A 13551-nucleotide genomic window follows, 5' to 3' on the forward strand; every position below is an offset into this window, starting at 1 on the left:
TCGTCAAGGGAGGGCTAAAATGATGCGACAGACGGGCTAATGCCGTCGGTTCAGTGCAGGATGTAGCCAGCCAGACCCAGAAAAAGAGCGTTTATGTTCAGTTTTTGCATGATCGATCTCCTTTTCTAAAATGGTTGGCCTGCTTGGGAGTGCGATAGTAGGTGATTTTTTGCGGCGACGCAAGTACTAATTTGCCATGGTTTTTTTCACGCGCGGACATTGTTGCTCAACCGAGGTCTGACGCTCATGTCGCTAAGTTAGGCCGTTATCTGACCACAGACTCAAAAACCGTCATTCCCGCAGTGAAGTGACCCAAGAAAGTTGGACGGTGTTTTGATTAAATCAAAGCGAATGCTGGGTTCGGTATTGCACCGGGCTCAGTCCGTTCAGCTTCATCTTGATACGGCAGTGATTATAGTAGTCAATGTACTCGGCCAGACCTTTTTTCAACTCGTCGACGCTACTAAATTTGTTCAGGTGGTAATACTCCGTCTTCAGCACTGCGAAGAAGCTCTCCATGGCTGCGTTGTCGAGGCAGTTGCCTTTGCGAGACATGCTCTGCACGATGCCTTTCTGCGCCAGCATGTGCTGGTAGGCCGGCATGCGATACTGCCATCCCTGATCTGAATGGACGATCGGTTTATCGTCGGCACGCAACTTCCGGAAGGCTTTTTTGAGCATGCCTGTCACCAGTCCGAGTACCGGACGCGTGTCCATTTCATACGCTACAATTTCCCCGTTGAACAGGTCCATCACGGGTGATAGATACACTTTCTGACCAGCGACTTTCATCTCGGTGACGTCGGTTGCCCACTTCTGATTCACCCCCTCTGCGTTGAAATCGCGCAGCAAGATGTTCGGCGCAGTCTTGCCCACTTCCCCCTTGTACGACTTGTATTTCTTGATGCGTACCAGCGATGTCAGCTTCATTGCCTGCATGCAGCGCTGGACGGTATTGGCGCATGCGCGATGGCCTGCCTTGCGCAGCACGTCAGCGATACGCCGATAGCCCATACGCCCCTTGTGTGCCTGATAGGTCGTCTCGATACCCTGCTTCAAGTGCGCATGCTTGTCGCCGTCTTGCGCAACCTTCTTTTGATAGTAAAACGTACTACGTTTCAGACCGGTAAGCGCAAGCAACTGCGCAATGGGAAATTGCAGCCTTAACTCGTGGACTATGTGCGCTTTTTGCGCATTGCCGCAGCCTGTTCGGCCGCTTGAGCTAAGGCTCTCCGCTTTTTTAGAACGGCGACCTCCATCCGTAACTGGTTCAGTTCCACCAGCAACTCTTCACGGCTACGTGTGGCATCACTATGCACGCTGGCAGGTGCAACTTGCTTGGGTAAATCAGCCATGCGCTTGGGTCTTCCTCTGGGTTTGCGGATCAGTGGCACTATACCGCCATCACGAAAATCGCGCTCCCAAACCCCGACGTAGCCCTGCGCGCGAATATTGAACCTGGCCGCCGTTTCCACATACGATAATTTGTTCGCCCACATGTACCGCAAAACCTCAAGCTTCTCATCGGCGCTGTACTGAACAGACTTCCTCGGTTCAAGGCCAGCTTTGCCGTGATAGCGGTGGAACAGTACCCAACGGCGTACTTGGCCGTAGCTAACGTTGTTGATGCGGCCTACTTCCTTATAGCCCATCAAGCCACGTACATATTGCTTAGCGATTTTTAGCTTGAATGCCGTCGTATGCTTCGTCATCGACTTCCCCCAAAAAGTAGAAACGGTGTCCAACTTTTTTGGGTCAGTTCACAGGCGGGAATCCAAGCTCCGCCGCTCCGCAAAGATGCCTTGGATTCCCGCCTGCGCGGGAATGACGGAGCTTAACTTAGCAGCATTAAGGTCTGACCCTGACCCATCCCCTCAAATTTCGCTTGTAAACAAGTTGGGATGCTGTTAACTTTCAATCCCAAAAACGGTGCATGCATGGCTGTGTTAGCCCTTTACTTCGTAGCGACCAAACTGCGAAGAAAAGGCACAGACCATGCATGCACAGCGAATCATACAGAAATTTTTAGATGAAGATTGCCCGTCGATTCACGTTAAGCGTAGAGCCGGTTTAGCGCTTGTAACTGATGCTGCACAGCGAGGCGGACTCACCTTGCTTCGGTTGAGCAGGCAAGTCGACAGCGCAACAGCTCTGCGCCATCGAATCAAACAGTGCGACCGGTTGTTGAGCAATGGCCATCTAGAATCGGAGCGCCCGGAGATTTATCGCGCGCTGGCCAGGCGCGTGTTGCATGAGCACCGCCGTGTGGCAATTATTGTCGACTGGTCGGATCTGTTGAAGGACGTCAGCCAGCACGTTCTGCGTGCAACGGTCGTCCTTGAAGGGCGATCCTTCGTGATTTATGAAGAGATCCATGATTCCGATTCCTATAACGTGGCAGCGGTTCATGGCAAATTCATGGAGACGCTGCGAACCATTCTTCCGGAGCGATGCGAGCCCATCATTATCACTGACGCTGGCTTTCGCGGCACTTGGTTTAGGATGCTCAATAAACTGAAGTTTGCCTGGATCGGCCGTGTGCGTAATCGTGAGCAGATGCTTCTGCGGGGAAGCGAGGAGTGGGTTGACTGTCAGCAGTTGTATCCCCGTGCACGCAAGCACGCGCAGGATCTCGGCATCGTTGACCATGTCAAAAGTGCCCCCGTCAAATGTCGTATGGTCTTGACAAAAAAAGATGGAAAAGGTCGGCAGAACAAAACTGCATTCGGCGAGAAAAAACAAAGCGCGCATAGTAAAAAGCAGGCCAAGGGGCAACGCGAGCCGTGGCTGCTCGCCGTGTCCACCAAGTTAGCCGCCCTTAATGCCGATGAGATCGTCAAGTGGTACGAGTGCCGGATGCAAATTGAACAAACCTTCCGAGACTTGAAAAACCCCCAATGGGGAATGGGACTGCGCGACAGCCAGACACGCAAACCACGACGTCTCAAGGCGTTGTTGCTCATCGCCGCATTACTCAGCTTCGCGTTCTGGCTAATCGGCCTGGCTGCCCTTGCCCGAGGATTTCGCATTCAATATGGCAGTCTAGCGAAGGCTTCACAAACCGTATCCATACTTACGCTTGCTCGTCGTTGGATCGACGAGCATCAAAAGCGAATGACTCTCCCTGAACTTGCTCAGGCCCTCACCCAGCTACGACATATGATCAAGACATATGACATTTGAGGGGAAGGGTCAGGGTCTGACCCCGGTTAAGCAACATGTTGACTTAGCGAACGGCGCAGAAGCCGAACGATTGTGTCGCTTTCGGCTGCACAGTCGCGTTGTACGCCTGGCCCGATGCTGTCAAGATCGCGCCAGTCTGGGTGTAGACCGCGTTCCACAGATTGTTGATTTTGCCCTGCACCGGTACCTGGATCTTCCACACCACCGGCGTCGTACCGGCGTTGTTCACTGCAACATCGGCGCAATAGCCAGCCGCCCAGTCGGACGTGATCTTCACCACTGCCGTGACCGACGGTGTCGGCGTTGGCGTTGGCGTCGGCGTCGGCGTTGGCGTCGGTGTCGGCGTTGGCGTTGGCGTTGGTGTCGGCGTCGGTGTCGGTGTCGGTGTTGGCGTTGGCGTTGGCGTTGGCGTCGGCGTCGGCGTCGGCGTCGGTGTTGGCGTTGGCGTCGGTGTCGGCGTCGCACCCGCCCACAAGTTCTTCAGCAATGCCATCTTGTCCGGCCAGACCGTTTTCCAGTCATCCTGCAAGATACCGCCGGTGTCGCCGCTGTTCGGATTGAGCGTCCAGTAGAACGAGCTGATCATGCCGCGCTCTTTCAGGTATTTCACCAGCGCATCCTGCCAGATCTTGTCCTTCGCATGGCCGCCGTGGCCGTACTTGCCGCCCCACTCGCCCAGCACCACCGGATAGTCCTTGGCGAACTTGCCCCACTGCTGATCCCAGATCGCAGGCATGTTGGCCGGGAAGTTAGGCGCCCGGAAGTAATCCATCTCGAACACATCAGGACCGTACACGTGCGGCGACAGCACCAGCTTGTTACGTGGAATGTCGAGCGTCTTGCAGTTCAGCGGTTCCAGGTTGCCGCCCCAGAAGTGGCCGTACTGGCCCTGGCAGCCGCCTGAATTGCTGCCAATGCCTTCGACGAAAATGAGCAGATTGGGATTGACCGCCAGGATGCGCTTCGATGCGCGCTCGGCCGCAAGGTTCCAGTCGGTACGCACATTGCCCGTACCCCAGGTCGCCTGACCATGCGGCTCGTTCTTGATGTCCAGGCCGATCAGGTTGCGCAGGCCGGAGTAGTGCTGGGCCAGGTATTCGAGGTCGGTCAGCCACTGTTCTTCGGTGTACTGCGGCGTGTTCCACAGTTCCGAAATGGCCTGGCAATCCGGACGGTGATGGTCCAGCAGGATATAGATGCCGCGGCGGTCGACTTCTTTCAGGAACACGTCAAGCCACTGGCGCGTGTTCAGGCCCACCAGGTCGGGGTTGGCCAGCGCGTCGATGTTCGGCTTGCCCGATTCGCGGAAGGCGGCCGGACACACGGGAATACGCAGGGCGTTGAAGCCGTTGGCCTGCACCTGGTCGAGCATGCTCTTCCAGTTGCGCGTCCACAGGCCGTGCACCGAGCCGTCGAAGGTCTCGAAACCGAACCAGTTCACGCCCTTGAGCACGACCGGACGGTTCGCATCGTCCAAAATCTTGTTGCCGGATACGGTAAAGGCGTGGCCTGACGTGGCCGCGAAGGCCAGGGCCAGCGACAGTGCCAGTTTGCTTACAACTTTCGGGGTAATCATCGTGCATCTCCAATATAAGTGAGAGGACTTGAAGCGGGCCGGTTAGAGCCCGGCTGGTAGCGGCCGGTAACCGGTCACCGCTGCGACCGCGGCACCCGGGAAGGTGCCGACTAGGGCGTTGTAGCCTTCGGCCGATTTTCCGTAACGGTTGCGGGCATCGGCCAGCGCAATCTCGTCTTGCGGCAATTTGCCGCGCAATTCTTTGAGTGATGACACAGTTTCCAGCTCGGGCGCGCCGCGCGTTCCCGCCAGGCGGTACAGCACGCCGGTCAGTTCACCCTGGTAACGTTTATAGGTATCGACCGCTTCCGCGTCGTTCAGCACGTCGCTGTTGGTCGGCAGCGCACTGGCGCGCACCAGGCTGGTCCTTGCCTGGTCGACAAAGGCCGGATCGAGTCCGCCGGCCCGCGCCGCGCCTTCGAGCGCCGTGCTGGCCAGGCGCGCGCGCTCCGCGTGGATCTGGGTCAGGTCGCGCCAGGCGTCGGTCCCGCCCGCCCTCACGGCGCTGAGTGTGTTGTAACTGATGCCGGCGCCGACGCCGGCGACGGCGAGTACGACCGCGAGCACTGCGATTCCGGCTTGTGTTGAACGAATCGTCATCGTCGTCCTCCTTTGTTTTCAAATGCCTGTTTCAAACGCAAAAAATCCGCGCGGGCCACATTCGGCCCGCGCGGACGACTAACAATTACTTGACAGCGATGGTGCAGCTACGGCCAGCCCAGCTCAGGCCGGTCGGCAGCACTTTCGCGCCGCTGTACGACAGTTGCATGCCGAACTCGACATTGCCGCCGGCAGCGATCGTGCCGTTCCAGGCGGTCGGGGTCACGTTGAATGCACGGCCGCTCTGGGTCACGGTAGCGCCCCACGAGTTGGTCAGCGTAACGTCGTTCGACGCGGTCCAGTTCAGTGCCCAGCCGGTAATCGGCGCGGTGCCGGTGTTACGCAACGTGACGCGTGGAACCTGGCCAGCACCCCAGTCGTTGGTGGTGTCGAAGTCGACAGCGCAACCGCCGGTCTGCACATCCTTGTCCGCTTCGGTGGCCACGGCGTTGACGGCGGCTGCCGTCGGCGCGGTGACTGCGAAGGTGGCGCTGCCGTTCAGGCTATCGGCATCGACTGCCGCGGCAACCGTCACTGGCTGGGTCACGTTCCAGTTAGCTGGCGTGAAGGTCAGCGTTGCACCACCGGCAACCGACAGGTCGGTGTCGCCGGTCAGGCGGGCGACGCTGACCGTGACGTTCGCTTTAGGAGCTGCACCCAGGCGGACCTGGAAGGTGCGCGATGCCCCTTCCGGTACGGAGAGCGGCGCGCCGGTTACAACCAGGCTGACCGGGATCACGACATCACGGTCGGACTCGGTGGCCACCGTGGTGGCGCTCAGGTAGCCAGGCGCCGTGAACGTGTAGTTGGCGCTGCCGTTGAGGGCGTCGGCATCCGGTGCGGCGTTGATCGACACGGCCTGCAGCACGTTGTAGTTAGCCGGCGTGAACAGCAGGCTGGTCTGAGGCGTGTTCAGGTCGACGTCGCCGCCGGCTGCCTTGGCGATGGCGACCGTGACGTTGGCGGCAGGCGCTTTCGACAGGCTGATGCGCACGCTGTTCGAGCCGCCTTCCGGCACGCTCAGGGCGCTGGTGCTGGTCACGATCGACGGCGAGTCGCTGCCGCCGACGATGTTGGCGTAATCGGCCAGTGCATTGGCGATGTCGGCCTGGGCCCAGAAGCGGTGGTAGCGCCAGGTTGGTGCCGGGCCGCCGTCCAGATAGGCTTTCAGCTTAGGCCACTGCGGATCGTCCTTGTATTTCGGACGGATGCTCAGGAACGTCGCGCTCGAATCGATCACCGCGCCCTGGGCGTTGGTGCCGGTCCAGCCCTGTGGAATGTACACGCCCGAACCGGTAGCCGGGTCGTAAGGCTGGGTGAAGCGCTTGTAGTCGGCGCGCGTTTCGTCGACCACCAGGCCAACCGAATCCTGGTGCTTGGCCCACATGCGGTCCAGCAGTTGCTTGGCCAGCGTCTTGGCAGGCTGGTTGTTGGCTTTCGCGCCGTAGTAGATCAGGGTACGGGCAAAGGCGGCGGCGATACCGACGTCGTTGGTGCTGTCGACAATTTTCACGCGCAGGTTGGCATTCGCGCCAGGGGTTGCCGCGTTCCAGGTGTCAGGCTGGCCGCTCCATGCCAGGGTGTTCGGGATGGTGTAGGTGCCGTCCGCTTTGAGGACCGTGTTGGCCGATGCCCAGGCTACCCACTTGTCGAGAACCGTCTTGGCGCGCGCGTCGCCGCTGGCGTAGTAGTACTCGGCCACACGCTGCATCGACCAGGCCTGGAAGCCGAACCAGGTGTTCGACGCCGGATCGTGGTAGACCGGTTTTTCATCGTAGAACATGCCGTGGAAGGTCGCGGTGCCTGCCGGCGGGGTCAAGTAATCGCCGCCCCAGCTGTTGGTCGCGCCGCCGGCGATCGCGCCGTCAGCCGATTGCAGCCAACGGTAGAATTCCATCTGGCGGGTCAGGCTCTTGCCCCAATCGCCAGCAGCGCTAGGCGAGAGCGGCTTGAATTCGGCCTGGGTCGACAGTGCCCATGCGGCCAGCGGATTCTGGTAGCCAAAGTGGTTGTGGCTCGAACCGATGCGCCATGCCCAGCCGGCGTTGGTGTCGGTTGCGCCGCCCCATGCGTAGTACCAGCTCATCAGGTAATGCTGATTGTCGCGTTCGCCTTGAGCATTGGGCTGGCCATTGCCGCCTGGGCAGGAATTGGCGTTGGTGCAATTGCCGATTTTTTTGAAGTACTTGTCGAACATGGCGTAACGCAGGAAGTCGCCCATCTTCGCGGCCTTGGTGACCAGATCGGCCACTTGCGCGCTCTTTCCTTGCTGCTTGGCCCAGACCGACGCCCAGTACACGGCTTGCACGGCACGCGCATCGGCGTCAGGTGCATTGGTGTAGCGGAACTGCTTGGCGCGGTTGTTGTCGCCGATGAACAGGCCGAGGAAACCTTCGCCGCCGCCGTTTTTGCCCCATTTAAAGGTTTCGCACGATGGATGCGGAACGGTTTCCCACACCGATTCCTGCGAACCGCGCTGGAAGGTGTTGATGTACGACGGACGCGTGGTGCCGTCGCCGCATTTGCCGTAGCCATACCAGTTATCCACGTCCAGCAGCCAGTGCATGCCGTAGATATTGCTGGTGCCGTAAGCGGTTTTCAGTTCGTTGGCGATCGGATCCTGGCCGACCGGCACGCCGCCGTTCAGCGGCGCGGGGTAGCTCTTCGGCAGGTCGTACTCGGCGGCGTAGGTCGCCGGCTTACCCGGGTTGTAGAAGTTGTTGGTCGGCTGGTCGGACTGCGATGGAATGATGTACTTTTCCATGTTGGCCCAGGCCGCGTTCAGCGGACCCCAGTCGCCGGTGGCGCGGCCGTACTGCGCTTCCATCCACAGCCAGTAGCTGTACGCTTCCGACGTGGTTTCGTGGCCGTGGTCCGGTGCTTCGACCATCAGCGTTTCGATCGAGTGGTACGGCACGCCTTCCTTGCTGAAGTAACCGTTGGCAGGATCTTTGATCTTCTTGTACTGGGTCAGGAAGCGCTGCGTGTATTCCGCATCGGCGGCGGCGTGGGCCGTTGCCATCATCGGCACGCTGATCGCGGCCACGGTGGCTGCCGTGACGGACAGCGCCAGCAGGCCGCGCATCGCGCTGCGCGCCAGGCGCCGGCCGCTGCCGCTGTTGCGCAGGGCATCGGTGACGGCGTTCAGTTTAATTTGTGACATCGAATTCATTCAGGAGTCTCCTCGCAATTGTCGTACTTTATGGCGTCCGTGAATCACGTACGCCGGCATGGTTGCCGCCCTCTTTCCGGATGCACCGGTACGGATGGCGGATGTTTCATTTTCTTTCCCGCGTTCCGATCCGTGGCGGGCGGCCACGGCGCGGTTCACGTTGCGCCGGCCGCTGCCTGCCGAAGCAGGAATCGACTTGCGCCCGAAGACAGGTGGATGCCTTCGCTGTCTGCACGCGCCGCACCTTCCACTGCCCAGAGCAAGGCTGCGGCGCATACAGGACCTGCACGGTGGGGCCGGCCATGCCGTCCCCGCACTAAGCAGGCTTGAAAACGTTTTCAACTGTTTTTCAAAAAAAACGATCAATTGACCGTTTTTTGTCGAAAGACCCTGGCTGCGGACGTGTCCGGGCCGAGGCCAACCATCGCTGAACAAAACAAACTGTTGGCTAGGTGTTGACGCAATGTATCCGCTGCAAAGGTTAAATGTCAAGAACACAAAAATGCCTGTTTTTGCATTGCACATATAGCAATTGCTAAGCGAAAACAGGTGTGTTCCGTGGGGAGCGTTTAGGAACCGTTTCCAGAAAAAGAACAAGTACCCCCCTCAACGGCGGGGCTTTCACGGCTTTCATGGAAAATCCATAGTGAAAACGGGTCCGATAAAGCGAAAAATAATGATGCTTGCTGTTCAAGATCTCCTGCAAGCGAGAAATGTAAAATTCCTTGACGTGCATATGCCGTAGTCCACCCTAAACAATGGATTTTTCAACTAAACACGCGTGGCAAAAAACTGACGTTGCGAAATTTAATCACCTTTGAAATCGCTTTCATGCTAAATAAATCTTTACTTGTTAAATTTCCCAAAGCGCACCCGGAAAAACACGTATTCCAGGGCGCCGGCGGTGCTACCATCTTGGGTCTTACTTCTTTCACAACACGTCACAAACGAACGCCGTATGCCAGCCTGCCAGATCGACCACATCACCGTCACCGCCCCGACGCTCGCCGAGGGCGCCGCCTGGGTCAGGGAGGCGCTCGGCGTGAGCGCCGCGCCGGGCGGCAAACACCCGAACATGGGCACGCACAACCTGCTGCTGCGCCTCGGCGACGCGCTGTTCCTGGAAATTATCGCGGTCGACCCCGACGCGCCGGCCCCGGGCCGGCCGCGCTGGTTCGCGCTCGATACGCTGGGGGCGGGGTCGGCGCCGGCGCTCTCGGCCTGGATTGCCCGCACCGATAACATTGCCGCCGTCGCCAGCGCCGCCGACGCGGTCGCTCCTCTCGGCCCCGTCACGCCGATGGGGCGCGGCGCGCGCAACTGGCTCATTACCATTCCCGCCGACGGCGGCATGCCGATGGACGGCGTCGGTCCCGCGCTGATCGAATGGGATGCCGGGCCGCACCCGGCGGCCGGCATGGCCGATCTGGGCCTGACGCTGGACCGGCTGGAGCTGTTCCACCCCGAGCCGCTGCGCGTGCGCGCGCTGCTCGATGCGATCGGCATGCATGCGCCGGTATCGGTGGTGCCAATCGACGCCGGTGCCAGGCCGTATCTGCGTGCCCATATCGGCACGCCGGCCGGGCCGCGCACGCTCTGACAATCCTGACCACCCACATCAACAAGGAAAAAAACCGATGAAATTTCTGAACATCGCCGTGGCCGCGGGCGCCGCGCTGGGCTGCACCATGGCCTACGCCGCCAAGGTCATCGAACTTAAACCAACCGAAGTCGATGCCTTCCTGTCCAAACCCGGCTACGTGGTCCTGCAACTGACCTCACCGGACCGCGGCTGCAAATACTGCATAGGCGCCGACAAGACCTTCGACCAGGCCGCCGCCGAATCGACCGACCGCAACACCGTGTTCGCGCGCGTTCAATGGCCCGTGTGGTACAAGGCGCCGAAGATGGGCGCACGCATCGGCATCGGCGGCGTGCCGCGCCAGATCGTGTTCAAGGACGGCAAGGAGCAGCGCCAGGCAGGCGGGCGGCCGGAAAGCGCGAGCGCGCTGCTGGCCCACATCGAGAAGATTCGCCAGCTGCCGCCGGCGCCGGGCAAGGATGTCACCTACGAGCCAGAGGCTGCGGAACCAGAGCCCGCACCGCAGGCACCACTGACGGCTGCCCAGCAGGACGTGCTGCGTCTTTACACGCGCAAGGACCTGCTGAAGGAACTGGTGGCGGCGTGCGCCAGGGTCGCGCCACCAAAAGCGACGGCTTACGAACGCGCCTTCCATACCTGGACGGTGGCCCATGCCAGCGCGCTCAATGAAGCGGCCATGCTGAAACTGTCGCGCACCAGCCGCGAAGACGCCAGCGAGGAAGCCGCGCTGGCGCAGGGCGAAATGCGCACTGTCGAAGCATGGATGGCGAAGGATCTGAACATCACGCGGACCAAGGGGCCGGGCGAGGACAGCTGCAACGGCCTGACGGCTTACCTGGAGGCCGCGAAGCGCTGACCTAGTGGCCGTGCGCGCGATGGGTCATCGCGTGCGCCGCTTCGCGCAGGAGCTGGGCGGCGCGCTGCGGGTCGCGCGCATATCCCATCCCGCCTTCCTGCACGTACATGGCGATCTGCTGGAGCGCCTCGGGATGCTCCAGTTCAGCGGCCGCTTCCAGCCAGCGCCGTGACGCCGCCATGTCCGCCGCACAGCCCTCCCCCGCCGCCAGCATGGCCGACAAGGTGAACATGGCCGGCGCATGGCCGCGCCGGGCGCTCGACTCGATCAGCGCGAAGGCGCGCTGCGGTTCGCGCGCCGTGCCGATGCCGTTGCGGACCATGCGGCCCAGGTCATACGCGGCCTCGGGGTCCTGCGCCGCGGCGCCCTCCAAGCGCGCCAGGCCGGCCGGATCGAGCGGCTGCGCGTGCGCCAGCGCGCAGCCGTACAGCAGCGCCGCCAGCAGCAGGCGCCGCGTCATTTCGACAGGTCGACCGCGTACAACGCAAAGCCCTTGCCCAGACCATCGTCGGCGCGCAGCATCGACACATTGCCAAGGCCGGCCTGCTGCGCCAGCGGCAGCAGCCCGGGCGCCGAATGGAACACCACCGGCCCCGCGGTGCGCGTTTTGGCAAAGCGCCAGCTGCGCTGCTGGCCGTGCTGCGCGCGCGTCAGGTTCTTCACGTCCTTGATGTAGGCGATCAGCACATCGCGGTTGGCGTCCGGCGCGGCAATCGCGGTCTTGCTGCCGTCAAGGCCCGGAAAACCGCCACCGCCGCTGGCGCGGTAGTTATTCGTCGCCACCAAAAATTCGTTCGAGGCGTTGACCGGTTTGTCGCGAAAGCGCAGGTTCCTGATGCGCTGGCCGGGCGCCTTGGTGACATCGATTTCATAACTGACCTCCTTCGACGTCAGCGCATCGAAGTTATAGGTCGGAAAAGCGGTGTTGACCAGCTCCTGCGGCGTCGCCAGCGCCGGGTCGATGGTGTTGAAGCGCTCCGCCGCCCGCTCCAGCCAGTCCTTCAGTTCCCCGCCGTTGACCTTCACCGCGTACAGCGAATTCGGATACAGGTACAGGTCGGCCGCATTGTTGAGCGCCAGGCTGCCGGCTTTGACGTCGGTGTAATCGGTCACGCCGGCGGTGCCGCCCTTGAACGGCGACGCCATCGACAGCACCGGCAAGGCCGCGTACTGCGGCATGCTGGCCTTGACGTACTTGATCACATAGTCGGTCTGCGCCTGGTTGACCACCGTGATGGCCGACACGTCGCCCACGTCGGCAAAATAGGTCGACATGCGGAAGTCGGTCGCGCCGACCGGCGTTTTGACGTAGCGGATGGTCGCTTCGTGTTCGGCCGCGACGAGCGCGGCGATGTCCGGATCGGGCGCGATGAACGATTTATCGGCCTGCTGCGCGCCGCGCGCCTCCACAATCGTCTTGCTGCGGTCGACCACCCAGCGCTGGCCGTCGTACGACAGGTGCAGGCCGATCACGCCGAGGTGCTTGCCCCACAGGTTGGCCATCACGGTCGGCACGCCGTTGACCAGGCCCTTGACCTTGTCCACGCCCGGCAGGTTGAACTGCGGGACCGTGCTGGTCGCATTCGGGAACGGCAGGTGCGAGTGCCCAATCAGCATGGCGTCGATGCCGGGCACCTTGGACAGGTGCCAGTTCCCGTTTTCCATCGACGGCGCGTAGGCGCTGTCGTCAAGGCCGCCGTGCGAAATCGCCACCACCAGGTCGGCCCCCCTGGCGCGCATCTCGGGAATGAATTTGGCCGCGGTTTCGCGCAGGCCCTCGGTGTAGACCTTCCCTTCCAGCCAGCGCTTGTCCCACGACAGGATGGTCGGCGGCGCAAAGCCGATGATGCCGACTTTGAGCGTCGTCGTCACCGGCTTGCCGTCGGCGCCCTGCGCGGTGATCTGCTTGTCGATGATGCTGTAAGGCGCAAACAGCGGCTTGCGCGTCTTGAGGCTGTAGACGTTGGCCAGCACCTGCGGGAACGCCGGTCCGGCGCAGCGCGGCCTGGCCGCATCGACGCCATCGACCTCGAAACGATTGCCGGTCACCTGGCTCAGGTACGCCAGGCCGTAATTGAATTCGTGGTTGCCGATGCCGCCGCCGTCGTAACCGAGCTTGTTCATGACCTTGTAGATGGCCAGCGTCTGGTCGCACTTGAGCGGGTTGGCCAGTGCCTGGTAGTCGGCCAGCGCGCTGCCCTGGATGGTGTCGCCGTTATCGAATAGCAGATTGTTCGGGAACTGCCGGCGGGCCTGGGCGATGAGCGAGGCGGTGCGGTCCAGGCCCAGCGACGGTTCCGGGGACAGCTTGAAGTAATCGTATCCGAGCACGTTCGAGTGCAGGTCGGTCGTTTCCATCACCCCGACTACCGCGGTCGCCCCCGTGGGCGGGTTGGCGGCGCCGGCGGCGGCGCAGAACATCAGGGGCAAGGCGGGAATGAAAATTTGATAACGCATAGGGGCGCTTTCGGACAAGTGGGCGGGGATGGACTGGGCATCGTATGGCGCATGATACGCAGCGCCGCGACCCCGATCAAGCCGGGCGCACGGCGAGGAACGGA

At 61.2% G+C, this 13551-nt stretch carries 9 protein-coding genes; 3 read left to right on the forward strand and 6 right to left on the reverse strand.

The features are described from left to right. Window positions 1–342: 342 nt before the first annotated feature. Window positions 343–1712, reverse strand: a protein-coding gene (locus CR152_RS25225; protein WP_099881933.1) for an IS3 family transposase whose coding sequence is annotated in 2 segments (ribosomal slippage) — window positions 343–1191 and window positions 1194–1712 — 1368 coding nt in all. Because the reading frame shifts where the segments join, the coding sequence is not laid out codon by codon here. A 283-nt stretch (window positions 1713–1995) separates the two neighbouring features. Here CR152_RS25225 and CR152_RS25230 point away from each other — a divergent pair. Then, complete coding sequence (locus tag CR152_RS25230) at window positions 1996–3183, forward strand: IS4 family transposase (RefSeq protein ID WP_099879571.1); 1188 nt, start codon at window positions 1996–1998, stop codon at window positions 3181–3183. A 43-nt stretch (window positions 3184–3226) separates the two neighbouring features. Here CR152_RS25230 and CR152_RS25235 read toward each other — a convergent pair whose 3' ends face one another. The 3 genes from CR152_RS25235 to CR152_RS25245 form a co-directional block, all read right to left on the reverse strand. Next, the gene (locus CR152_RS25235) at window positions 3227–4759 is read right to left on the reverse strand and encodes a glycoside hydrolase family 5 protein (RefSeq protein WP_099879573.1); all 1533 of its coding nucleotides are present in this window, start codon (window positions 4757–4759) and stop codon (window positions 3227–3229) included. Between the two features lie 42 nt (window positions 4760–4801). Next, a complete protein-coding gene (locus CR152_RS25240) occupies window positions 4802–5359 on the reverse strand; it encodes a LemA family protein (RefSeq protein WP_099879575.1) in 558 nt (185 codons plus the stop codon). A gap of 85 nt (window positions 5360–5444) precedes the next feature. Next, a complete protein-coding gene (locus CR152_RS25245; protein ID WP_229413584.1) occupies window positions 5445–8522 on the reverse strand; it encodes a glycoside hydrolase family 48 protein in 3078 nt (1025 codons plus the stop codon). Between the two features lie 967 nt (window positions 8523–9489). Between CR152_RS25245 and CR152_RS25250 the strand changes: the two genes are divergently transcribed. After that, window positions 9490–10131 carry a VOC family protein gene (locus CR152_RS25250; RefSeq protein ID WP_099879579.1) on the forward strand — a complete coding sequence of 214 codons (642 nt, stop codon included), beginning with the start codon at window positions 9490–9492 and terminating at the stop codon, window positions 10129–10131. Window positions 10132–10168: 37 nt separating this feature from the next. Beyond that, on the forward strand, window positions 10169–10990 hold the full coding sequence (locus CR152_RS25255; protein WP_099879581.1) for a thioredoxin family protein: 822 nt from the start codon (window positions 10169–10171) through the stop codon (window positions 10988–10990). 1 nt (window position 10991) lies between these two features. Here CR152_RS25255 and CR152_RS25260 read toward each other — a convergent pair whose 3' ends face one another. Together CR152_RS25260 and CR152_RS25265 are read right to left on the reverse strand one after the other, a co-directional pair. Then, window positions 10992–11450 (reverse strand): tetratricopeptide repeat protein, encoded by a 459-nt coding sequence (locus CR152_RS25260; protein ID WP_099879583.1) that lies wholly within the window; start codon window positions 11448–11450, stop codon window positions 10992–10994. Next, on the reverse strand, window positions 11447–13447 hold the full coding sequence (locus CR152_RS25265) for a bifunctional 2',3'-cyclic-nucleotide 2'-phosphodiesterase/3'-nucleotidase (protein WP_099879585.1): 2001 nt from the start codon (window positions 13445–13447) through the stop codon (window positions 11447–11449). Before CR152_RS25265 ends, CR152_RS25260 begins: the two co-directional genes overlap by 4 nt. Window positions 13448–13551 lie beyond the last annotated feature (104 nt).

Source organism: Massilia violaceinigra, from assembly GCF_002752675.1.
GTDB lineage: Bacteria > Pseudomonadota > Gammaproteobacteria > Burkholderiales > Burkholderiaceae_D > Telluria_A > Telluria_A violaceinigra.